The 23,083-nt window shown below is 39.9% G+C and carries 18 protein-coding genes; 13 read left to right on the top strand and 5 right to left on the bottom strand.

Annotation, left to right across the window (positions count from 1 at the left end; translation table 11 throughout):
• Nucleotides 1-75 precede the first annotated feature (75 nt).
• The 3 genes from DFQ12_RS09065 to DFQ12_RS09055 all read left to right on the top strand — a co-directional run bounded on the left by DFQ12_RS09065 (nt 76) and on the right by DFQ12_RS09055 (nt 5,255).
• Nucleotides 76-2,736 (top strand): TonB-dependent receptor, encoded by a 2,661-nt coding sequence (locus DFQ12_RS09065; RefSeq protein WP_120258611.1) that lies wholly within the window; start codon nt 76-78, stop codon nt 2,734-2,736.
• Nucleotides 2,737-2,760: 24 nt separating this feature from the next.
• Complete coding sequence (locus DFQ12_RS09060) at nt 2,761-4,017, top strand: DUF4374 domain-containing protein (protein ID WP_120258610.1); 1,257 nt, start codon at nt 2,761-2,763, stop codon at nt 4,015-4,017.
• Nucleotides 4,018-4,079: 62 nt separating this feature from the next.
• Nucleotides 4,080-5,255, top strand: a complete 1,176-nt coding sequence (locus DFQ12_RS09055) for a PepSY-associated TM helix domain-containing protein (RefSeq protein ID WP_167457218.1) — start codon at nt 4,080-4,082, stop codon at nt 5,253-5,255.
• 115 nt (nt 5,256-5,370) lie between these two features.
• Here the strand turns inward: DFQ12_RS09055 and DFQ12_RS09050 are convergent, their stop codons facing one another.
• Complete coding sequence (locus DFQ12_RS09050) at nt 5,371-6,402, bottom strand: fatty acid desaturase (RefSeq protein ID WP_120258608.1); 1,032 nt, start codon at nt 6,400-6,402, stop codon at nt 5,371-5,373.
• A 265-nt stretch (nt 6,403-6,667) separates the two neighbouring features.
• Here DFQ12_RS09050 and DFQ12_RS09045 point away from each other — a divergent pair, with 265 nt between their 5' ends.
• Nucleotides 6,668-7,669 (top strand): hypothetical protein, encoded by a 1,002-nt coding sequence (locus DFQ12_RS09045; RefSeq protein WP_120258607.1) that lies wholly within the window; start codon nt 6,668-6,670, stop codon nt 7,667-7,669.
• A 136-nt stretch (nt 7,670-7,805) separates the two neighbouring features.
• Nucleotides 7,806-10,268 carry a PIG-L family deacetylase gene (locus tag DFQ12_RS09040; protein WP_167457217.1) on the top strand — a complete coding sequence of 821 codons (2,463 nt, stop codon included), beginning with the start codon at nt 7,806-7,808 and terminating at the stop codon, nt 10,266-10,268.
• A gap of 10 nt (nt 10,269-10,278) precedes the next feature.
• Here the strand turns inward: DFQ12_RS09040 and DFQ12_RS09035 are convergent, their stop codons facing one another.
• Nucleotides 10,279-10,770 carry a copper resistance protein NlpE gene (locus DFQ12_RS09035; RefSeq protein WP_120258605.1) on the bottom strand — a complete coding sequence of 164 codons (492 nt, stop codon included), beginning with the start codon at nt 10,768-10,770 and terminating at the stop codon, nt 10,279-10,281.
• 342 nt (nt 10,771-11,112) lie between these two features.
• Here DFQ12_RS09035 and DFQ12_RS09030 point away from each other — a divergent pair, with 342 nt between their 5' ends.
• The 5 genes from DFQ12_RS09030 (at nt 11,113) to DFQ12_RS09005 (ending at nt 14,973) form a co-directional block, all read left to right on the top strand.
• On the top strand, nt 11,113-11,613 hold the full coding sequence (locus tag DFQ12_RS09030) for a hypothetical protein (protein WP_147420366.1): 501 nt from the start codon (nt 11,113-11,115) through the stop codon (nt 11,611-11,613).
• 111 nt (nt 11,614-11,724) lie between these two features.
• On the top strand, nt 11,725-12,564 hold the full coding sequence (locus DFQ12_RS09020) for a hypothetical protein (RefSeq protein ID WP_167457216.1): 840 nt from the start codon (nt 11,725-11,727) through the stop codon (nt 12,562-12,564).
• A 116-nt stretch (nt 12,565-12,680) separates the two neighbouring features.
• Nucleotides 12,681-13,682, top strand: coding sequence for a hypothetical protein (locus DFQ12_RS09015; protein ID WP_120258601.1), 1,002 nt, complete (start codon nt 12,681-12,683; stop codon nt 13,680-13,682).
• Nucleotides 13,683-13,980: 298 nt separating this feature from the next.
• Nucleotides 13,981-14,472 (top strand): hypothetical protein, encoded by a 492-nt coding sequence (locus DFQ12_RS09010; protein WP_120258600.1) that lies wholly within the window; start codon nt 13,981-13,983, stop codon nt 14,470-14,472.
• A 57-nt stretch (nt 14,473-14,529) separates the two neighbouring features.
• On the top strand, nt 14,530-14,973 hold the full coding sequence (locus tag DFQ12_RS09005; RefSeq protein WP_120258599.1) for a tetratricopeptide repeat protein: 444 nt from the start codon (nt 14,530-14,532) through the stop codon (nt 14,971-14,973).
• Nucleotides 14,974-15,129: 156 nt separating this feature from the next.
• On the opposite strand, the gene DFQ12_RS09000 is transcribed toward DFQ12_RS09005, so the two are convergent.
• The 3 genes from DFQ12_RS09000 to DFQ12_RS08990 all read right to left on the bottom strand — a co-directional run bounded on the left by DFQ12_RS09000 (nt 15,130) and on the right by DFQ12_RS08990 (nt 17,736).
• Nucleotides 15,130-15,825 carry a type 1 glutamine amidotransferase domain-containing protein gene (locus DFQ12_RS09000; RefSeq protein WP_120258598.1) on the bottom strand — a complete coding sequence of 232 codons (696 nt, stop codon included), beginning with the start codon at nt 15,823-15,825 and terminating at the stop codon, nt 15,130-15,132.
• Between the two features lie 115 nt (nt 15,826-15,940).
• A complete protein-coding gene (locus tag DFQ12_RS08995; protein ID WP_120258597.1) occupies nt 15,941-16,516 on the bottom strand; it encodes a Crp/Fnr family transcriptional regulator in 576 nt (191 codons plus the stop codon).
• Between the two features lie 371 nt (nt 16,517-16,887).
• Nucleotides 16,888-17,736: an AraC family transcriptional regulator gene (locus tag DFQ12_RS08990; protein ID WP_120258596.1), complete on the bottom strand. Its 849-nt coding sequence runs from the start codon at nt 17,734-17,736 to the stop codon at nt 16,888-16,890.
• Between the two features lie 77 nt (nt 17,737-17,813).
• Here DFQ12_RS08990 and DFQ12_RS08985 point away from each other — a divergent pair, with 77 nt between their 5' ends.
• The 3 genes from DFQ12_RS08985 to DFQ12_RS08975 all read left to right on the top strand — a co-directional run bounded on the left by DFQ12_RS08985 (nt 17,814) and on the right by DFQ12_RS08975 (nt 23,073).
• A complete protein-coding gene (locus DFQ12_RS08985; protein WP_120258595.1) occupies nt 17,814-19,214 on the top strand; it encodes an MFS transporter in 1,401 nt (466 codons plus the stop codon).
• Between the two features lie 11 nt (nt 19,215-19,225).
• Entirely contained in the window at nt 19,226-19,615 is a 390-nt protein-coding gene (locus DFQ12_RS08980) for a hypothetical protein (protein ID WP_120258594.1), read from the top strand.
• Nucleotides 19,616-19,899: 284 nt separating this feature from the next.
• The gene (locus DFQ12_RS08975; RefSeq protein ID WP_120258593.1) at nt 19,900-23,073 is read left to right on the top strand and encodes a SusC/RagA family TonB-linked outer membrane protein; all 3,174 of its coding nucleotides are present in this window, start codon (nt 19,900-19,902) and stop codon (nt 23,071-23,073) included.
• Nucleotides 23,074-23,083: the final 10 nt, after the last annotated feature.

The following is a 23,083-nucleotide window of genomic DNA, read 5'->3' as shown; positions in this document are numbered from 1 at the left end:
GTATGGCGTCGACCAAAACTACATACCGGACTATGAAAAAATCCAAGAAGTATTCATCCATAATATTCGCAAAATATGAAAATATTTTTAGCGCAGCAACCTTCTACTTTTTTGTTGCGTATAATTTCCTGTACACTTTTGTGTATCATGTTATTACCTTTGCCTGCGCTCGCACAGCAGCGCTCCCTATTGGAGAAAAACCTGACCATAGATTTTGCTTCGATCAAGATATCCCAGGCTTTGCAACAGATCGAGCAGCAGATCAATTGTTCGTTTGTCTACAGTAATCAATTATTGGATGCGGATCGTAAGGTCACCAAGCGGTATCGAAATGAAAAATTAGAACGTCTCCTGACGGACTTATTTGCCGGAAAGAAAATTAAACTGAAACAAGATGGTAAACAGGTTTTTATCGGTCTGCAAAGTGAAAGGAAACAGCGTGTTTATGGCAGAATTACGTCGTCTGAGGGACCTCTAGCCGGTGTATCAGTTCGCTTTGGTCAACAGAGTACAACAACGGATCAGCATGGACGTTATGAGCTTAGCGCTTTAGCCGAGCGAGAATATCTGCTGCGCCTAAGCAGCGTGGGGTATAAGACCATTAGCCAAACTGTATTTCTAAAGGAATCGTCGCCTCTGGTCGTGAATCTGACATTGCAGTCTAATGCACAGCAGCTACAACAGGTGGATGTGGACGCGAAGACAGCTAGTCAGCTGGTTAGAGAAACTGGATTTAACGTCGCTGCGCTTGAATTGAGCAAGTATAATAACAGTACCCGTGATGTGAATCAGATTCTGAATACCACAACAGGAGTTCGCATTCGAGAATATGGAGGCTTAGGCTCGGATTTTAACTTTTCATTGAATGGTCTCTCCGGTAAAGCGATACGTTTTTTTATTGACGGTATACCGATGGAGAACTTTGGTATCGGGATGAATTTTAATAATATTCCGGTCAACCTCGCCGATCGGCTCGAGGTATATAAGGGGGTGGTTCCTATTGAACTTGGCTCGGATGCGTTGGGTGGCGGAATTAACATGGTGACCAATAAAGGTGCTAAAAATTACTTGGATGCAAGTTATAGCATCGGCTCGTTTAATACCCACCGTCTGTCTCTGAATACACAGTCGGTCAATGATACAACAGGACTGATGTTTAAGTTGACCGGATTTTATAATTACTCGGACAATGACTATTGGATGCATAGCAATCCAAAATATGATGCCGCGATCCGGGTACCCGATGGACCGAACAGCTTCATCGAAAAGAGCGTAAAGCGCTTTCACGATCAGTACAAATCGGGTATGATTCAAGCTGAGGCCGGTTACATCAATCAGACATGGGCAGATGCGCTTGTACTTGGCATGTTGTACAATAACCATTACAAGGAGTTTCAGACAGGCAACAACCAGAATATCGTCTATGGCAAAGTAAACCGTCATGGAAATTATTTTATGCCCAGTTTGCGCTATAAAAAAGACAACCTCTTTATTGAGGGACTCAATGCGACAGCATTTGTCAGTTATGCTGTCGACAAATATAGCGTGGTAGATACTTCAACAACCACCTATTGGTGGGATGGATCCGCAAGTAGCAGTAATAATGACTTTGGCGAACTAAATAGATCGAAAAATCGCTCCTATACAAATTATCAAAATACTTTTTTGCTGACCCGTGTAAACCTGAGCTATCGTATCAATGAAGGTAATCAATTGACCTTAAACCACAATTACAATAAGTCCGACCAGAAATCGGACGAGGAGTTGAGTCAGAAAATTTTGAGTCCAGCTGGTCAGTCCAAATCCGTGACAGGATTATCTTGGCAAAATAAATCACTACAACAGCGGTTGAATACCAGTGTATTTGCTAAGTTCTTTCATTTTGGCATTGAACTAGGGGCAGTTACGGAAGGAAAAAATCCAATGCCAGCACAACACCGTTCTTATAATAACTTTGGATACGGATTAGCAAGCCGTTACAGCATGGGCGACAATATGGGGGTCAAGTTTTCTTATGAGCATGCGTACCGATTGCCCGAACTCGTGGAAGTATTGGGGGATGGGGTGAATGTGATCCCTAATCCAGATATCAAACCGGAAAGCAGCCATAATTTTAATATCAATGCTGACCTCAGTCGTAAGCATGACCGTCATTTTTATAGCGCTGATATCGGGGGATTTCTCGGTAATGCCAAAGATTTTATCTATACCATTCCGATGGGCAACAATACCTCACAATTTTTGAACGAAGGTAAAGTGATCGTATATGGAGCGGAGGCAGAGGTACAATATAAATATGCCAAACTGGTAGAGCTGACACTGAATGCCAGCTATCAACGGTCTAAACAGAACCAAAAATATACCTATGGAACGGAGACACCGCGGGCAAATTATGGTAATATGATCCCCAATCAACCTTGGTTGTACGGCAACCTATATCTGTCGGTCGGAAAAAGCGACTGGCTAGGCAGGGGGACACGTTTGCAGTTTGATTGGTCCAGCCAATATTACCACAGTTTTTACCTGACATGGGAGGCCTGGGGTAGTTCACAGTCTTTAAATATCATTCCGACACAGTTGCTACATCATGCCGGAATGACCTATTCCTTAAAAGATGGTCGCTACAATATTTCATTTGAATGCCGGAATCTTGGAAACGAACTGGCTTACGACAATTTTCGGTTACAGAAACCGGGAAGGTCCTTCAATCTAAAATTACGCTATTTCTTGCACTAATAATTTTTTATACACACAATTATCATGAAAATAAATATGACTAAATTTGCGATGCTAGCGCTTGCAGCGCTGGTGACGGGTTTTTCCCTGCAATCTTGCTCAAAGAGCAATCCTACTGACAATCCTGACCCAGAGCCCGAAACAGAGAAAATTTTTGCTGTTGGCGGACTTGTGTTGGATCCCGATGGTTCTTACCTTTTCCAGCATAGCACACTTTCGGAAGGTGAAATCTCCTTTTTGGGTAAAGGTGCGAATGTGACCACTCAGGATCCCGGCTTTCTGGCTTTTATGACAAAGGATGGTTTTTATTATTCCTATAAGTCCGGTGAAAATACACTCTCCAAATACAGCTATGTTAACCAGAAGCTGCAATTGGTTAAAGTGATTCCATTTGTCCTGGCTGATGCCAACCGGTACAATCATCAATGGATTGATCAGAACAATCTACTTATCTATGGCTATAAAGGTGCTTATAAAATTGTAAATGTTGAAAACATGACGGTGGTCAAAGAAGGCAAATTTGATATTCCGACCAAGGCTGGCCTCACGGGACCGCTTATCGGATTTGCGGAGCTGAAAGACAATAAGCTACATGTAGGCTATTGGTATGGTGATGAAAAATATCCGGATGCAATCGCCAAGGGTAAAACCAACTACGCAACAGGTACTGCTTATTTTGCCGTATTTGATTATCCAGCCATGAACAATCCTGTTTATAGCGAAGATAACCGCTCGACAAGTCCGGGTAATGACCGAAATGGTGTTTTAAAAACTTTTACATACAATGATGATCTGTATATCATGACTTCACCATTTGAGATGATCTCTCAAAACTGGGATAAACCACATGGTATTTACCGTATCAAAAAAGGAACATCGGTTGTCGACCCTACTTATTTCCTGAATATTTCAGAAAAACTAAACGGGGATCCGGTACTGGGCGGAGGTTATGCTGGCAATGGTAAATTGCTGGTTCGCAGAATTCGTATGGATCTGGCCTTAACCTGGCAATCTTATGGCTTTGGCAATGTACAGGAATTTCATGTCGTTGACATGGCAACAGGTAGCTTGACTAAATTAGACCTTCCATTGGTTAAAGGCCAGCCTACCGCACCGAACATCCTGGCGAATGGCGGAAAGGTTTACTTTCCTGTAAACACCAAAAAAGACAATACAGGGGATATTCATATTTATAGTTATGATGGCGCTGCAGGTAAGATGGTTAAGGGTATCAAAGTAAATGATTTGGATGCTGTAAACGGGCTTTTTAAAGTTAAATAGAGATATAAAGTAGAGACTGGCTTTTCTGCATGGTGGAAGTAGCTGGTCCCTTACTACAACATATGGCAAAATCTAAAAAATCACTGTTCAGAAGAATAAGCAACTGGCTCCATCTCTGGCTGGGTTTATTTTCGGGCATCGTTGTTTTTGTCGTCTGTCTGACGGCGGCGATCTGGACCTTTAGAGATGAGTTTGTTTTGTTCTTGACACCGGGGCAATATGTTGAACAATCGGACAGTCCATTTTTGAAACCTTCGCAATTGATCCAGGCTGTGGCAAAAGATATTCCGGGGGATAGTTTAGGTCGGATACTCTCATTGGAGTTCCGGAATCGGAACAAAAGCTGTATCCTTGGTTACGGACCTGACCGTCATGGTAATTACCATGATCTTTATCTCAATCCCTATACAGGCCAAAAGCTCTATCATCGCATCAATGAAGATGGAATTTCAGTGTTTAATGATTTTTTGCGAGCGGGACATCGTTTTTTTTGGTTTCCAAGACCTTATGGAAGTTATTTTGTCGGCGCAAATTGCCTGTTGTTTCTGATCACATTGATAACCGGTTTCATCTGGTGGTATCCCAATAAGTGGAACAAATCTACACGGGATAAGAGTTTCAAGATTAAATGGGGGGCAAGCTGGAAGCGGGTTAATCTCGATTTGCATAATGTGCTGGGGTTTTATACGTTGATATTTACCGTTATTCTGACGGTGACTGGTGTCGTATTTACATTCGGCTGGTTTGATGATGGTTATCATTGGTTGGTCACTGGTGGCAAAGCAAGATTGGAGCATCCACATAAGGGACTTTCGGATACAACAAGGCTTACCAGTGATTTTAAACAACCTGATGATGAGATCTGGCGAAGATATCAGCAACAACAACATGTTCGGATCAATTATCCCAAAGATGCAAAAGATGTCTATACAGTTTATCTCAATCCAACAACAGGACATAATGATATGACTACTTGGTACGGGTTGGATCAGAAGAGTCTAAGCGTTGTAGGCGGTGTTTCGAAGGATGAACAGATCTCTTTTGGACAGCAGATCTATCGCGCAAACTTCGATATCCATGTGGGCACTATTGGTGGATTGCCTACGAAAATATTGGCCTCATTAGCGTCGCTGGTAGGGGCCTCATTACCTGTGACGGGATTTATTATCTGGTACAACCGCAAATGGGGGAAGAAAAGGAAACCCGCTAGAGCAGCAGCTTCCAATACGAAGGCTTGATATGCTGCAATAAATTAAGTGAATTATTTAAAACAAAAGAAACAGCTAGTACTAGCTGTTTCTTTTGTTTATTGTATAACCAATTTGGTTTGATACCGGGAATCAGATCCCCTGCCTATTTTTTAGCATCGAGATAAGGTTTATGATACTGTTCATCGAACCGTTTTTTGTCATCGCGATAACTGCTGACAGCGCCTAACTTGTGCATCATTTTGATATAACACCAGGCTAGGTCAATTTGGTAAGGTTTAAAACCACTTCGCGCACTTTTGGGATAGAGGTGATGGTTGTTGTGCCATTCACCAGCGACAATACCTGGCCACAATTGATTGATGGATTTATCCTTTTCATTAAAATCTATCCCTTCCCGTTGCTTATCTTCTCCTTTGGCATGTCCTTCATAATTAAATGTACGCACACCAATGGCCCAAAAGCCAGCTGCACCAAATAGACAACAGGCTAGGGCATGTCCACCGATTAAAAAGAATACAACATACCAAAATGACCAATTTAATACCCAGGATAGGATTGCATGTGTCGGGTTGACATAGGAACCCCATTTTTGATATTGTGCATAAGTATTGGCTGTAACACCAGTATGCTTCATAAGCGACTTGACGCGGTTGTAAGAGTTTTCTGTTAGATCTTTAGCAATGGGTTGATGGTTGACATCGGCCAAAAAGCAATATAGAAATCCTGCCTGTGCGTTGTATGGATCTCCTGGTTGATCTGATTTTGCATGATGTACGTGGTGCGAAATGACATAGATTTCCTCGGGAATCACATTGATTGTGAGGTTCTGTGTGAAAAAACGCCAGAAGGGGTTACGGAACTTAAAAGCACCGTGTGTAGAAAATCTGTGATGCCAGATCGTACCATGTGTCCCCATAATGATCATACTGTAGATAAAAGCTGCCAGCACTGTCCACCAGCTAAGGTGAGCAAAGAGAAAAACAAAGAAAAAAGGGATAAGACAAGCTACTTTCAGCCAACTAAAAAAAGGTAACCAGTTGCGTTGGTCCTTAAAAACATTCAATCTTTTGAAAAACTCGCTGAATATTTGTTTTGGGCTGGGTTTAATAAGGTCTCCATTGTCGTCTTTCCATCCGTAGCTGGGTTTTTGGAGCACATGATCTAAAAAGGGCATTCTGTTGGTTGATCTAATTGTTGATAAAGCGCTAAGCTACGGTATATATCGGTTAAAAAGTGTTAATTCCAAAAGTTTAACACATGACCGCAAGTCTTTAGGTACTATAAATGGATTTCTTGATACAATATGATAGGGAAAAATAGTTGTTTCATTTTTTAATTGCAGGTTCCAAATTAATATTCGCGGCCCTTATTTACCCAGAACTCGATATCTTTACTTCGAGTAGAAGTATCCGGTGTGTGCTTTGGAGAAACAGTAAAAAATGAAGATAAAAAAAATATTAATAGGAGCAGTCATTCTGGGCTGTATCGTTGTATTGCCCGATGCTGGGAAGTATTATAAACAGTTAGCAGTGAAATTTCAACGGGTTCCGGAAGTGTACAGAACATGCGGCACATTGGATAGTCTGAAAGATGATGACTATGAAGTGCTGGAGATCCAGGCACAATATTTTGAACCTATCCTCCAGATAAATGACAGCACTTTATTGATTGCTGGAAGTAGATTTATGGACGAAGATGAGAGAACGACGACCGAACATTTTTGGTATAAACTCGATCAAAATGGACGTGTTGTGGATTCATTAACCTATATATATCCGAATACAATAAAGCATAATTATAAGACAATGGATCGGTATGTTGTTGATACAGAGTGTGACACTTATAGCAACTGGATATCCAATGGTGATACGACAAGGTATCCGATTAACAATTTAGATGGGACCCGAACGTTCTCAAAAAAGGAAATTAAAAAATTGCTTTCCACTAAAGAATATATGGCAAAGGAGAGACATGCATTACCCTCTGACCCGGAAAAGTGGGTAGACAAATTATTCCTGTATGGCCATGGCCAGTGGAACTACCTGCTTACGGATAGCTATGATGATCCCGAAGCTAGCGACAGCAAGTTGGAAATAACATATGCGGGAGAACTTACAGACGAAAATGAAGGATTGGATTTTATCCGGCGCGAGTACATCCATAAAGACAAGTGGATTCAATATTCATTTTGGGATTTCGGCAGATACCTAAAATGGGGCACAGGCAATAATTCCCATATTGACCATTGGGAGGGAACAAGTTATTTCAAAATTGTGATGCCCCATAAAACACTGTATTTCAAACAACCCAATAAAATATACGAGGATTTAAAAACAAGAGAATTAAATAATTATAAAGTGTATCGCTCAAATGAAAAAAAATACTTGTTATTAAAAGGGATAGATTTGGGCACATACTATGTAATCAGACAGAAGAAATAACAAGGTATTTTGAGCAGGCGGTTTCGTAAGCTTTCGGCTACATTATATTTAGTATTATTAATAATATCTATAGGATTAGTAGTCTTTTAGAAATTATTGCTATATTTGGCCATCGCAGGTATTAAAATAGATGGATATGGCATTAAAATTTCTCGCACAACAATCTCGACAACAACCTAGAAACGGAATTTCTTCGCAAATAAACCATGCTGGTTTCATGCGTGAGTTATGCAAGTTGAAGGTTTTTGGAAGGATTTTGTATGTAGGTGCCCATCCAGATGATGAGAACAACAAGCTATTGACATTTTTTGCTCAGGACCAGCTTGTAGATGCGGCTTATTTGTCGCTTACGCGCGGCGAAGGGGGACAGAATTTTATAGGTTCCGAAAAAGGAACCGACCTTGGTATACTTCGGGTACAGGAATCCTTATCTGCGCGAAAGACCGAAGGTACAAGACAATTTTTTACACGGGCCAAAGACTTTGGATTTGTAGAATCTGCAGCCGAAACGATGCTCCGTTGGGATGAGCAAGCTGTGCTTGCGGATATCGTATGGACCATTCGGTACTTTCGGCCAGATATTATTATCACGAGGTTTTCACCGAATATTCCTGATCTCCATGGACACCATCAGAGTTCGGCGATCCTAACACAAAAAGCTTATGATCTCGCTGCGAATCCGCAGGCCTATCCTGAACAATTGGAGGAATTGTCTGTCTGGCAGACACAGCGTTTGTTTTGGAACGTTTATCAGGAGAGTGGCGTCAAAGATATTGGTGGTAAGGTAATACCTTTACCACAGCATTTTTCGGTCACTATCCCTGTATATAATCGTTATACAGGCTTGCATCATGGTGAGATTGCTGCTGAAAGCCGTAATAAACACCGTTCTCAGGCGATGGCTAGTTTAACGCAACATACACCCACGCTTGAATATTTTGAATTATTGAGGGGAAAGTCTGTTGATCCTACAGCTGCTGACGCTTTATTTACTTCAACTGAAACGGAGGACCAGTATATCCCTGTTTTTAAGAAACTTGTCGATCGTTTGCTTGCGAAACAGGCCCAGGGAGATAATCGGGAACTTTCAGTGACGATCGCAACAATTTTGATCTGGATGAGAACTGTATCCAAAAATAGTGTAATCCATGAAAAACGCGCTGACTTGGAGCTGCTTTTACTACGCACACTTGGGGTATCCTTTGAAATAAATTCATTGGTCGATAGCTGGGTACCCGGCACCGATGTTAATTTATTTTTGCAGGCAAATATACCTCAGGATTCTGATCTGGTGTTGACCCATGTGACAGTTCCCTTTTTTGAATCGTTATATCATCAGCCTCTTCAATTATCAGGTACAGAACGAATAGAAATTACGGGTCGGCTTAGCAGCACCATTGAGCCCTCATTACCATCCTGGTTAAAGGAAGAAGGAGATAGGGGGAATTATTCTCCGCGGTCTTTCAATGATATTGTACTTGCTCAACATAACAATTCAATCGTTGTACAATTGCAGTTACAGTTTGGCGGGGTATCCATGGCGATTAGTGTACCTGTATTGAATAACAATAAAGCAATCACGATTGCTCCAGCTATTACCGGCACCTTTGATACAGATATTATCGTTCTGGCGGATTCTACCAGTCGTTCTGTCTCACTTGAACTACAATCCAATGTCTCTACAGCAGAGTCTGTCACTGTGAGGTTAAAGGGAGCAGATGAGCTGGGGTTATTTCCTAAAGAGCATACATTGAACTTAGAGGGTAATGCTTCCGAAAAAATTCATTTTCAGTTGACTTCTTTGGGATCCGCTGAACAGATACAACGGATTGGATTTGAGATAGAAAGTAGTTATGGGATCCACCAACGTGGTTTAAAATCGCTTAGCTATCCCCATATTGAGGATGTCGTATATCATCCCAAAGCTTTTTTTAAGGTTTTAGATAGTCCCGTGGCAAACACTGCTAAGAAGATCGCCTACATCGCTGGAAAAAAGGATGAACTTCTAGGTAGCCTAAAGCAATTGGTGAATGAGATCGAACTTCTATCAGTGGCCGCTTTGAAAGATACAGATTTGTCGACTTTTGATGCCATAGTGTTAGGCATCCGAATTTATAATACTGATCCACAATTGGTGAATTTCCATACGCAGTTGCGCGAATATGTTGAAGCTGGTGGCGTTTTGATAACCCAATATAATACCCCCTATGATCTACCTCTGGAAGAGGTGGGAGCTTATCCTTTAGCTGTTACTGGCGAACGGATTACCGATATGGAATCAACCATTAGCTTCTTGGATCCCACCCATCGAATCTTGAATTATCCAAATAAAATAGAACAGTTAGATTTTGCCAATTGGGTGCAGGACCGCGCGCTGTTTCTCCCCAAAGACTGGAATAGTGAATTTAAACCAGTCTTGCGTACCCAAAATTCCAATAACGGAAATGAAGATGGCTTGTTGCTTGTCAATAGAAAGGGAAAAGGATATTACATCTACAGCAGCCTGTCTTTATTTAGACAGCTTCCTGCTGCTGTGTCTGGAGCCTATCGTCTTTTTGCTAATATGCTTTCTATTGGCAGACTGGAATCTCATTCGTGAAACACTGATTTTATTTTTCCTCGGATAGCGTATAGTTCAATTTCGAGTTGATTATCTTTTGATCCTTATCCAACATGATCAACTTACCAGGTTGTGCTGTCAGACGTACAAAATAACGCTTTTCAGTATCACTATCTGGATTTAGGATGTATAAGGTTGCATCATTGTCTTTTTCGTAGCCGCGCTCGATCAACATTGGACCTTTAGACTGTATGGCTTGATCTGATTTTCCCAAATAGGTTTCCTCAAGACTATAGGTTTCATTCACCAAAGTCAATACTGTTTTTATCCCCTCACAATCTGCACAGGGAACTGTCCCAGTATATCGGGTTTGTATTGCAGGTATAGCAGTCGACTGTGTGGTTTTGTTAGCAGCAGATAATGTATCTGTCATTGCCGCTGTATCAATAGCTGTGCTAGTAGATGTTTTGCCACTGTTTTGGCAAGAAGAAATCGTAATGGTTGTCATTCCGACGAAAAAAAAATGAAAGATTTTGTTCATATATGTATGTTTATAACCTGAAATACACAACTACTATACCAGTAAATTCAAATGTATTTTATATCACTTAATTTCGTAAATGTCCACTGATGATCAAGTAGTGCCGCTCTTATATTTCCATACCTAAAATATATGTAATCATATATCAATCTATTCTAAAAAGGGATCGATTAGCCGTTTTTTTGCAGTAAATATTTTTATTTGTTTTCAGCAGTTTGTAAAAGGAACAAACGGATCGTAAATGCGCCTAATTTTATATGGTCAAAATAATGTAGTTTTAGCTATATTGAAAAATCAGCTATACATTTTGACAAAATGGACTAATCATATATATATTATAAAATGGCATATTTTGAAATAAGGACAATGGTTGAAAAAGCAGAAGTAGAATTTACACCAAGGATTTCACCTGAGGTGGCGCAATATATCTGGGATTATATCTATCGTAATCTACTGGTGGGTAAAAAGATATTGATCGATGATCAGTTTAAATATAGGATTACTTTGCACCTAAAGAAATTTGATCCCGAAAAGCATAAATTTTTTACAGACTGTCCTTTCAATACCACCGAGGATAAATTTCGTCCGGAACCAAGATTTAACAAGCAGCGAACTTTAAAGTTTGCGCTACTCTCCGTGATTTCAACAAAAATTGAGCCCCTTATGTCTCCCCGGATTTATGCGGATATTATCTATGACGCCTTTGGATCATTTTTAATTTTGATCTCGAAGAAAGTAAAAAAGGAGGATTTTGATGAGTTAAAAAAGAGAATGGATTATGATAAGATTGAAAGTTTTCTTTTTCCGGCCGTTATTGAGGATATGAAACTATTTATTTTTTAATGGTGTCTGTTAGAACAAGAAATCAGAAATTTGCATACAAAAATGAACAACGGAATAATGTGATCGCAACAGCGATAGAAAGCCTGACGTTAAACTATGAGCTGAGAACCTATGATTTTATACGGACAATTCTCGCAGACGTTCTTCGTCAACGGAAGGGATTTAAATCAAGGTTTGGTAACTAAGTTAAAAAGGGAAGCATATATGATGGAAAAAGATTATCAAAGCACCTATATTGAATGTGCTGATGAATGTCGAAAGACGGGTAATTCAAAGGATGGTATAGCAAAAATGTATGATCTGCTCTATCGTTTACAACAAGCAGATCGAACAAAAGATCAGGATTTGATACTTGTTAACGTATATACATTTTTGGGTTATCATCAATCTGCTTACGATCTGGCAAAGTTGTGTCTGGAATTGGTGGATAGGAAAAATATCGCCAAACTTTATACATTGGAGTCAAAAGCAAAATCTCATCAGAATAATTTTATTATAAAAGACCTCAGAAAGCTTAGACAGAGAAATACCCCAATTACACTTCATCCTGTGGATTTTGTTGTATCTGCGATTGATGAAAATCATATTAGTATAAAAAAAGATATTGTCGTATTTAACAAGATCGTTGAAGCAGAAAGAGTGAAAGTATTTATCTATGCTATTTGTAAACCGGAGGATTATATTGATCGGATCAATGACTATCTTTTTTGGATGGCCGATTGTCAAAAAGAACTGATCCTATTTTATAACCAGGAATTCGCTGAAGGCAGGCCGCAAAAAGCCGATACAGATTGGTATGACACGCTGGAGGTATTCGGGCTAAAAATTATCATAGGTGATAATGGCCGTTTATATGCCGAGGTAGCCAGTGGCGATGAGTATATGACTGATCATATTTTGGATGTTGAAATGCAAGAGCGTGAAATACTAGCGATGCAATATGATGGATAGTTTGTGAAAGTTTAGTATTTTTAGATTTATTATTTTTCTTTAAATATGTTTATTTTGCTGAAATTATTTCGTTTGAATATTTCTAATTTAGTATCTTGTGTAAATTTTTGAATAATATGCGTAAACCTCGTGCTTACCTCGCTGTGCTATTCATTGCTTTTTTCTTGGGCTCATGCAAGAAAGAAGCAAAAAATAATGGTGAAATTGAGAAACCAATAGAACCGGTCCTGGAACTTACCAAACAAACATTGTCTTTTTCGGAATTCGGTACTGACGAAGATATTATGGATCAGATTTTCTTGGGTAATATGTTCCGTGTGGACACAATTGATGGAGATCCAAGGCTTAAGTTAGAACCATTTACAAAGTATACAAAGTTGCCAGTTCGTATTTCTTCTGAATTATACGTTGGAACTTCGCTGGAATTGCCTTCGTTTGCAGCAACGCGCCGGTATAGTGAAAAAATGGAAAAACTTGCTTCTATTTATGATAAATTTATTCCAGGTATCTGGCATCCCATTTCAGATTTCAAAACACTGGTTGTACCATTTGGTTTTCAAAAAGATATTTTGGCTCTTTTAAATAGTGTAATGGATTCAGGAAAGTCTGATTCCAAGGTTAGCGCAGGTCAATCAGCGATTATTTCCTTTAGTAATCAGGGGACTTATAGCATTGATATGTCATTGCCTAAGCGTGAGGAACTGATTTCTATGGATGAAGCGAAAACCTTGGCTGATGCTAATCTCTATTATGTAAATACCGTGGTTTATGGACGTACTTATATGTTGGTTGCGAAGGGGCCTGATTCTGAGCAGCAGCTGAAGGAGACAATGGGGTTAGTTTTCTCGAATAAAGAACTTAATTCGTTGCAAAAAAACATTTTGGGCCGAACGACCCTGTTTGTTTATCTCAGAACCGGACGGTCAAAAGAAAAGCTCTTATTGAAAGCGACAGGTGAACGCGAGATATTTCAAGCAATGGATAAGTTTGTGAAGGCGTATGAAGATACGAAGAACGAATATGCTTATCCAGTGATGTACTCGCTCCGAAGTTTACGAAATTTAGGCAAATTTGAGCACAGTTTCATTTATGCATGTTACTTCCCTGTTGCTAAATAAAAGACTTTTCGGAATTTGTTGAGCGTGCACGTTTTACGAAATTAGTAGGATCGATCCGCAGTTTGTTTGTTAAAAAATAGACTGCGGATTTTTTTTACACCGGATGAGTAGTAATCCGTGTTTTTGAATCTTTCACGTGATCTTGTTAATTCTGCGAGCTGATTTTCCTCAATCCCGGCGAATATTAAATGGATGTTATCGAATTTTAAATAGACAGGAATACCCGCCTATTACTGTCTATATTTGATCGTAAATAATTTTTGAACCAGGTGAGCCCCCACATAAAAACACAATAGAAATGGAAGAGCACAATTATAAATATTTTACGCAGGACGGCAGTAGATATACCTCTAAAAGGATTGGATATTTTGCGCTTTGCCTAGCTTTATTCTGGCTATTTATGGCCATCGGTATTTTAATCGTTGGAATTAAAGATGGAAATATTTTTGGTGAAAAGAATTGGTATTGGATCTTTGGGCTTATTGTCTTTTGTGTGCAGATTAGGATCTTTGCCCAGCAGATGACCATCGATTGTGCGGCGGGTACCATGAGCAAGTCCTATTTTGGACTATTCAAAAAGGAGATTCGCATCGAAGAGATCCAAAAATTAGAAACCCTCAGACATCTTGCTATTGCCCTACACAATGGTACCGACATCATTGTGGTAACAAAGGATCATAAAAGCATAAAAATGCTGGAGCGTATTGGTAGAACTAAAAATGTGGAACCTATATTGAAGGAAATCCAACAGCTGATCCAATTAAATCAGCTTAATGTACAAAAGGGATAAGTGGAAGCTTGTTATTCCTGGTTTTGGAATTAAATAAAAAATATAGTTATCGGTTGTATGGAGATTTTTAGAAAGATAATTGCCGTCTTGGGACTAATTCTTCTACTCAGTGGAATGGCTTACTATTTCTTGTTCAGAAGTGATGGGGAGAAGTATCTGGATCAGGGTAAAGAATATTTTAAAGAAAGTAAATACAAGGAAGCCTTGTTTTATTTTGAAAAAGCTGAAGAGTTTGATATAGGGGAAGCATTAAAATATTCGGGAACCATTTACCTGGAATCTGGTGACCCTCAAAAAGCGATTGTCAAATTTGATAAATATCTTCAGATAGGAAAGCCCAGTGACAATGATCGTAAAATGTTGTTAAATGATCTGGGGGTAGCTTACTTTAAACTAAATGAAATCGAAAAAGCAAAGATCTATTGGAAACAGGCTGCCGATCTGGGAAATATTACAAGCGCCAATAACCTGAAGGAGCTAGAAACGAAACTAGTTAAATAACGATAGGTATCATTCGGTGTCAGTTAACAAAAATCCCATTTTTATTGTTCTTAACATATAAAAATGGGATTTTATAATTGTGTTATTGGCATCATCTATGATCTAGCGTGCGGTTGTATATTTCAAAACGGAAATACAGTTTTAACTGATAGCGTTTTATTGCTCCAACAAGGCTAGTAATTCTTTTGCGGTCTCTTCCGATGAGCCAGGATTTTGGCCGGTAATCAGTTTACCATCTTTGACCACATGACTGCTCCAATCTTGACCTTTACTGTAGTGTCCACCAAGTTTGACGAGCTCATCTTCAACCAGGAAAGGGACGACATCTGTCAATTGTACAGCTTCTTCCTCAGAATTGGAAAAGCCTGTTACTTTTTTGCCCTGTACCAATGGACTACCATCGATATTCTTAACAAACCTGAAAACACCAGGAGCGTGGCATACAGCGGCTACAGGTTTATTATGTTTCCAAAAGGATTCAATCAATGCGATGGAAGTCTTGTCATTCGCAAGGTCCCAGAGTGGTCCATGGCCACCCGGATAGAAGATCGCGTCATAGTCCTGCTCATTAACTTCTGTTAGGACAATGCTGTTTGCCAGTTTGTTCTGAAGTTCAAGATCTGCATCAAAACGTTTTGTCGCTGCTGTCTGAAAATCAGGGAGCGCACTTTTGGGATCTATAGGTGGTTGCCCGCCTTTTGGCGAAGCGATGGTGATGTCAACGCCTGCATCGGCCATAACATAATAGGGGGCTGCAAACTCTTCAACCCAAAAACCTGTTTTAGCTCCTGTATCTCCCAATTGGTCATGTGAAGTCAAAACGACCAATACCTTTAAGTTCTCTTTTTTCATCTTCAAAAAAATTAATTGTTTAAATGATAACACAAAGTAGGGCATAAATCGTTAGACCCCTATGTGATATACATCACATTTTAAAGAATGGTTTGTTTTGGTGATATAGATCACATTATTTGTTGTGATAGAGCCGGCTGAGCGTCTCATGGGAAACCCCAAGATAGGCTGCAATCAAATGCTTTGGAACAAGATTGTACAATTCAGGATATTGCAGCATCAATTCCTCATAACGACTGCGGGCGTCATTGTTGAGCAGGGATAGAATCCTCTTTTGTAGACCGATATAACCCTTATTCGAACGCCAGCGTAAAAATGTTTCGACCTCATGGATTTCCTTGCATACACGTTCACGATCGTCAGCAAATAAACAAAGTGTATCCGCATCACTTACACAATCTAGGTTGACCGTTGCTTTCGTATTATTGTGTAAGGCATTATAATCAGATGCCCACCAGGTTTTTGTAGCAAACTGTAGGATATGCATTTTTTGTTCATCATTGACCACAAAAGTTTTTAAGCAGCCATTGAGGACAAAATATTCGCATTCCACCGTATCGCCCATGGTGATAATCGATTGTTTCTTTTTAAAGGATACCGGTTTGAAAAAAGAAAAGAAATAATCAAATTGATCATCATTCAAGTGGACAGTTTTATTGATATGTTGCCTGAGAATTTCGCGACCGGTCATAGCTTATCGTTATTTAATGGACTAAAATTAAGCAAAATCTCGTAATCTCAGCGCGGTTTATCTCCTTTTGGGAGTGCTTACATGTGCTTGGATATTCACTAGAAAGGGAGGGTATTACGATGTTACTATCGGATTTGGGGATAATTAGTTATGAGCTCAGGCACTAGATAAAGGAGACTAGGTTGTTTGCCTAAATGAATGTTCAACCGGTTTAGCAGTGATAGGAAAAAACCGGTTTTTTTCATTTTTTATTTTGTTTATACAAAGTTATTTTCTACTTTAGTGTTGCCCATCACGGGCACTTTTCATAAAATAGGTTAATAATATGGCTAAAACACCCGGAGTACCCCATGCTATCGGGTGTTTTTTTATTAAGACTTTTGTTTTCTATATTCATTTGGCGTAAACCCTCTATGTTTTTTAAATAGTTTCGAAAGATGGCTTTCGTCAGTAAACTGCAATTCATGTGCAATTTCTCCGAGGCGGATGCTGCTATAGCGCAGATAGGTTTCGACCAATTTCAATCGATAATCGAGTAGGTAATCTTGGTAGGATATACCGGTCTGTTGTTTGAAATACTCTCCGAAGTAATTCTTAGCTATACCAAAGTGGGAGGCTATCTCCTGAATGCGGGTTTTCTCTTTGTCTTTGGCATACTGCTGTATGTACGTGATGATCTTTAAAATTGAAAAGGCTTTTTGATTTTCCCGGATATCTGATATCTCCTTTCCGATGAGGTTTCGGGCGATCAGGTTCAGGAGAATGGAAATACTGTTTCGGATGACGAGGTAATCGTCGGTTTTATTTCTGAACTCTCTTGCGATCTGTAGAACGAGCATTTCGGCAAACTTTTCATCCGATTTGTCCTTGAATACACAGCCCGCACGTGCATGGTAACTGTTGCTGATGTATTGTAGTTTGTATAGATTTTCACAGCTTTCGATCCGGTCTGCTTCGAGACGTATTTTATCAACAAAGGTCAATGGGCATTGAATCAATATTAGTTTGGCTTGGGTACTTTCAAAATGATAAGTCTGATGCTGTGGAACAACGATAAATTTCCCGATGTCAAAGGCAAGTGTATGCCCTTCATAGGTAAAAGCTCCCTCCCCCTGAATTACATACACAAAAGATAAGGATGTCTTTGTGCGGATGGTCTCCGATGTATTGATCAGTGATATCTCACGGACTCCGATCTGTTCTGTATGTATGCTCTTCATCTATTCATACGTTATATTCCTTTAAAAGTACAATTTATATGGTATAAATGAAGGTTATTTTTGCATAAAAAATAACTATGGATATTTATACAAAGCGATGGCAAGCGCTAGGCTTCCTCGTGGCAGGAGCTTTTCTATCTCCTTTGGATTATTTTATTGTCAATATGGCATTACCTGCGATACAGAATGCCTTTGGAGCCAGTGGCCAGCAGTTACAGCTTGTAGTCGCCATTTATGGCCTTACCTATGCCGCACTTATTGTCTGTGGTGGACGACTGGGGGATATTTATGGACGCAAAAGAATATTTATATGGGGGCTGTACCTCTTTCTGTTTTCGTCATTGGCCTGTGCTTTTTCACCGAATATTACCGTTCTTATTGTGTCAAGATTCATTCAAGGAATAGGAGCTTCGCTGCTTGCTCCTCAGGTATTGGCTTCTATTCGTGTACTATTTGATAGTAACGAACAGTCCAAAGCGGTTGGTGTTTTCAGTGCGGTATTTGGTCTGGCAGCAGTGGCTGGTCAGTTGCTCGGTGGTGTATTATTAATGACACATTGGGGCAATTTATCCTGGGAAATGGTTTTCCTGGTCAATGTGCCCGTCACAATTTGCTGCATTATCGGTATTCATTTTACGATGGACAACAACGGTACTGAAAAGGGGGCTGCCATTGACTACAAAGGTGCTTTACTACTGATTATTGCTTTATTGCTGTTGATCTGCCCGCTTATTTTTGGTCGTGAATACCACTGGCCTTGGTGGATATTTGCTGTCATGATGGCCGGAGCGCTCTTGCTGAACATATTTTTTAAACATGAGGTAGCTGCTCATCGACTGCAGCGACCTGTTCTGATCGATCCCATGTTATTATATAATAAGCAGTTTGCCACTTGTCTACCGATGATCTTTCTGTACAATTTTACAGCCGGCCTGTTTATCTGTTATCCCTACTATTTACAGGAATTCTTACACTGGGATGCCATAGATACGGGCTTTGCAATTATTCCCTATGGCATAGCATTCTTCTTGGGACCGCTGCTTGTAGCTAGATTGAGATTTACAACAAATGGATTTATTTATATCGGATTGACACTGCTCATGGGCGGTTTTTTGGGGACAGCCTTGCTGTTTTATTACGGACAACAACCTTTTTGGGCAACACATATTACGCTGTTTATGGCAGGATTGGGACATGGAACGATGATGCCCGTGATGATGCGTACCGCTATTGCCCTTGTCCCCAAAGAGAAGGCGGGGCTGGCCTCTGCTCTGGTCAGTATCAGTATGCAGATAGGTGGGGTTACTGGTGGTGCTATCATTGGGACACTATTCTTTAGTTTGATTGAAACTGTAGGTTTTCCCAAAGCCTTTGCGCTGGCAATAGCAACAATTGCATTGTTCCAGATCATCAGCCTGCTTATCAGTCGCAGATTGTTTGAACTGAGAAATAATGCATTTAATACAATTGATAAATAAATTTTAACACAATGGAGAATAAAGAAAAAGCAAGATTGACATTGGAAAGCTTCTGTACAGACATCGAACTTTGGTTTAGAGGGGGAGAAGCAAATAGGGAAGAACTATCTAAAAGGATCCTCTCAGGGTTTTCAGCTGATTTTGAAATGGTGAGCGGTGATGGTAACCGGATCTCATTGGACTCGTTTATAACTTGGTTACCCACGGTATACGGTATATTTCCGGATCGTCGTGTATTCCTGGAAAATATCGAAATAGCCTGTTCGCAGGATCATGCACTGGCTACGTATGTCGAAATACAGTCCACTAGAAATACAACTACACGACGCAGGTCGTCTGCTGTTTTTCTGATTAAAGAGGAAAAGGCTTTGTGGTTTCATCTTATCGAGCATTGGTTGTAGCAATCTCCGCCTAGATCCTGAAGCAGAAAAACACTTACATAGGATAATCATAGGCTGGATACTTGTAACAAAATGATCGATAGCTATGATCTAACGCCCTCCACAGCATGTTGTGAAGGGCGTTTTTGCTGACGATCAGTCCATTTGTAAGCTGAGTAGATAAGTGAAAAAAACATAGATGTTTGCTAAGATTAGCGTGGTTTGGGCGAAATATTCCGCTTTTATTTGTTGTTGACGGACGTATTATTAAAATATGCCTCTGAAAAACCAAAAAACTAGAAATTATGAAAGAAATTTTAAAAATGCACCTACGGTTGCTCGGAATTGTCTTCATGCTATTGCAATCCCACCATGTTTTTTCGCAAATTAAGATATCAGGGACGGTTATTGACTCTGAGAAAAGAACTCCTTTGGCAGGAGCTACAGTTGTTATCGTAGGGGCGCAAGGAAATTCAGCACTTTCTTCTGTACAAACAGATGCTGTAGGTAAATTTGCGATTACCACAAACGAAGGATCAAGCCTAAAGGCATCAATGATCGGTTACAGGACTATAACTGTGATGGGGAAGCAGGGTATTGTTATAGAGATGGTTCCCACCGCTGTTACATTGGATGAAACTGTAGTTGTCGGTTATACCACACAAAAGAAAGGCCTTTTGGCCGGCTCTGTTGCATCGGTAAAATTTAAGGAAGCAGATATCGAGATTCCAACGACCTCAGTTGGGAATCTATTGGCCGGTCGGATGCCGGGTTTATATGTGTCCACACCGAGTGGTATACCCGGAGCGCAACCCGATATCCGTATACGGACAGCGAGTTCATGGAATGCTTCACCTACACTTTATGTCATTGATGGAAAGGTGACTATTGATGCTGCAGAATTCAACAATTTAAGCCCTAATGAAATTGAAGAAGTGTCTATTTTAAAAGATGCTGCGACTACAGCTGCATATGGCGCCCGGGCTGGTGCAGGTGTTGTGCTGGTTACGACCAAACGCGGGAAAGCGGGAAAAGTTTCTATCAACTACTCGGTGAATACTGGGCGGGATGTTCGTGGAAAGAATATGGAGTTAACGAGCATCATGGAATGGGGACAGATTCAAAACAGAATCTGGGGTGAAGCCGGTGGTCCAGCGAACACACCTTGGACAGAGACTGCAAAAGCTTACTTTAAAGACAGAGATTTTGGTGGCGGTAAAGGATATGGTTTTGACAAATTAAGAGATGTATATGTAAACCCTTCCATTACTACGCATAATTTAAGTGCATCTGGAGGTACGGATAAACTTCAGTATTTTATCGGCGCCTCCTATGTAAATCAGGAAACTTTTATCAAGAACACCAATGAAAAAAAGTATAATGTACGGACCAATATAACGGCTAATTTAACCAAAAACGTTTCGGTTTTTGCTGGTCTCAGTTTGAACAATAATAAATTTAATTCACCTGAAGGAGACTGGTCCGGAGATATGTTTCCCAAACTGCTACTATGGCAACCCTATATGCCTTCTTTCACGGCTTCAGGCTTACCAGTAGATTATTTTTGGATTTCCAATAAATCTGGAGAGGCACAAGGACTCTCTGGTTATAATAAGTCGGAAGGTCTTAAGTCTGTTGTAAATTTGAGCCTGACCTACAAAATGCCATTTTTGGAGGGCTTAAGTGCAAAAGTTGGTTACATCAAAACCTTTAACAATAGTAATCAGAAAATTTACTCACATCCTTTTACCTACTATCAGCTGGCTCAGATAGAACCTGTGGTTTGGGATCTAAATAATATCGTGGGCCAGCGCCTCACTTACCATACACCAGGTATACAGAAAATGGCTGCATGGAACCAAGAAGACCAAACAAACTTACAACTAAACTTTGAAAGAGATTTTGGCCAACATCATGTCAATGCAGCATTGGTCTATGAAAGACAGGAAAGAAGCTATGATGGTATAGATGCGACTATCAATGGTTTTCCGATCTATATGACAGACCAATGGTGGGCGTCCACAGGTGGTTCGGGCATTGTAAACGGTACAGCCACAAAGAGAATTAACAATGCTTATGGATTTTTACCAACAGTTGGACGTAAATCTTATATTGGACAATTTGCTTACGACTACGCGGATAAATATGTCGCCACTTTTGCTTACCGTTACGATGGCTCTGCAAATTTTCCGAAGGATAAGCGATGGGGATTTTTCCCTTCTGTTTCAGCTGCTTGGGTAATCTCTAAGGAAAATTTCTTTAAAAATGTCAATGGAATAGAGTCATTGAAAGTCAGAGCTTCGGTCGGATTAACTGGTAATGACTTCGTTGCGATAAACCCTAGTGGGGGAAAAGATGATGCAAATGCCAAACGCTGGCAATATGAAGATAAATATGTGACTGGTAATAGTGCGATTTTTGGCGAAACTCCAACACTCAATCCAGGTATACAATATGATGTTCTCCCAAATGCAAACATTACCTGGGAAAAATACCTGAATAAAAATTTTGGTGTCGATATCAGTTTCCTGAAACACTTTAATGCAACAGCTGAATACTGGGAGACACGTACTTATGATATTTTAAGTACGAGAATTCAATCTACTCCACCTACTTTCAGTCGACCTTTACCCTCTGTTAATTATGGAGAAATGAAGGCGAATGGTGTCGATCTTAGTGTGAATTACGCAAACAGAACAGGCGATCTGAATTATAATATCGGCCTTAATTTCACTTATGGAAACTCTTGGTATACCATAAGAGATTTAAATATCACGTATGATTATCAGAATTTAATTGGTAACGGCCGTTCTTCCAATATGATCACTGGATATACAGTGGATAAACTGCTTAGAACACAGTCTGATGTCGATGCTTTGCTAGCAGCTCACCCGGGCTATAACTTTAAAGGCAATGCACCTAAACCTGGACAATTTGCATATAGAGATTTCAACGGAGATAATACAATTAATGAGAATGACATCACTGTATTAAATAAGAGCAATAATCCGAAAGTCGTAGGATTAAACCTAAGTGCTGATTGGAAAGGTTTAAGTATCAGCGCGAATTTCAATGGTTCGTTGGGTTATAAAAAGTCTTTCAATAATTTGAGCGACGGTGTAGAGTGGAACCGGATGTGGCGACCTTGGGCTGCCGAATCCTGGAGCCCAGAAAATACAGGCGCATGGTTACCTTATCGCTATAGTGCAAATGATGAGGTGAGAGTGGTTAATACGAGCGGAAGTAATTTTTGGTTGGCCGATGCAAGTTTCGTACGCTTAAAGTTTTTGAATATTGCCTACAATCTTCCGCAAAGCTGGTATAAGAAATATGCGAACAATATTCGTTTCTATGTATCGGGATCTAATCTTTTTGTGATCAGTAAATTCAATAAAAAATTCTATGACCCTGAGATGGATAGAGGGACGTCTTTCCCTATTGTTAAGTCATTTAATGCCGGAATCAGTTTAACCTTCTAAATTTTAACAT

Source organism: Sphingobacterium detergens (assembly GCF_003610355.1).
GTDB lineage: Bacteria > Bacteroidota > Bacteroidia > Sphingobacteriales > Sphingobacteriaceae > Sphingobacterium > Sphingobacterium detergens.
This window is presented reverse-complemented; position numbering and strand designations above follow the sequence as displayed.

Excerpts from the sequence above, each read along its gene's own strand:
- DFQ12_RS09065 (WP_120258611.1), top strand. The coding sequence starts at position 76 with ATGAAAATATTTTTAGCGCAGCAACCTTCTACTTTTTTGTTGCGTATA.
- DFQ12_RS09060 (WP_120258610.1), top strand. The coding sequence starts at position 2,761 with ATGAAAATAAATATGACTAAATTTGCGATGCTAGCGCTTGCAGCGCTG.
- DFQ12_RS09055 (WP_167457218.1), top strand. The coding sequence starts at position 4,080 with ATGGCAAAATCTAAAAAATCACTGTTCAGAAGAATAAGCAACTGGCTC.
- DFQ12_RS09050 (WP_120258608.1), bottom strand. The coding sequence starts at position 6,402 with ATGCCCTTTTTAGATCATGTGCTCCAAAAACCCAGCTACGGATGGAAA.
- DFQ12_RS09045 (WP_120258607.1), top strand. The coding sequence starts at position 6,668 with ATGAAGATAAAAAAAATATTAATAGGAGCAGTCATTCTGGGCTGTATC.
- DFQ12_RS09040 (WP_167457217.1), top strand. The coding sequence starts at position 7,806 with ATGGCATTAAAATTTCTCGCACAACAATCTCGACAACAACCTAGAAAC.
- DFQ12_RS09035 (WP_120258605.1), bottom strand. The coding sequence starts at position 10,770 with ATGAACAAAATCTTTCATTTTTTTTTCGTCGGAATGACAACCATTACG.
- DFQ12_RS09030 (WP_147420366.1), top strand. The coding sequence starts at position 11,113 with ATGGCATATTTTGAAATAAGGACAATGGTTGAAAAAGCAGAAGTAGAA.
- DFQ12_RS09020 (WP_167457216.1), top strand. The coding sequence starts at position 11,725 with ATGATTTTATACGGACAATTCTCGCAGACGTTCTTCGTCAACGGAAGG.
- DFQ12_RS09015 (WP_120258601.1), top strand. The coding sequence starts at position 12,681 with ATGCGTAAACCTCGTGCTTACCTCGCTGTGCTATTCATTGCTTTTTTC.
- DFQ12_RS09010 (WP_120258600.1), top strand. The coding sequence starts at position 13,981 with ATGGAAGAGCACAATTATAAATATTTTACGCAGGACGGCAGTAGATAT.
- DFQ12_RS09005 (WP_120258599.1), top strand. The coding sequence starts at position 14,530 with ATGGAGATTTTTAGAAAGATAATTGCCGTCTTGGGACTAATTCTTCTA.
- DFQ12_RS09000 (WP_120258598.1), bottom strand. The coding sequence starts at position 15,825 with ATGAAAAAAGAGAACTTAAAGGTATTGGTCGTTTTGACTTCACATGAC.
- DFQ12_RS08995 (WP_120258597.1), bottom strand. The coding sequence starts at position 16,516 with ATGACCGGTCGCGAAATTCTCAGGCAACATATCAATAAAACTGTCCAC.
- DFQ12_RS08990 (WP_120258596.1), bottom strand. The coding sequence starts at position 17,736 with ATGAAGAGCATACATACAGAACAGATCGGAGTCCGTGAGATATCACTG.
- DFQ12_RS08985 (WP_120258595.1), top strand. The coding sequence starts at position 17,814 with ATGGATATTTATACAAAGCGATGGCAAGCGCTAGGCTTCCTCGTGGCA.
- DFQ12_RS08980 (WP_120258594.1), top strand. The coding sequence starts at position 19,226 with ATGGAGAATAAAGAAAAAGCAAGATTGACATTGGAAAGCTTCTGTACA.
- DFQ12_RS08975 (WP_120258593.1), top strand. The coding sequence starts at position 19,900 with ATGAAAGAAATTTTAAAAATGCACCTACGGTTGCTCGGAATTGTCTTC.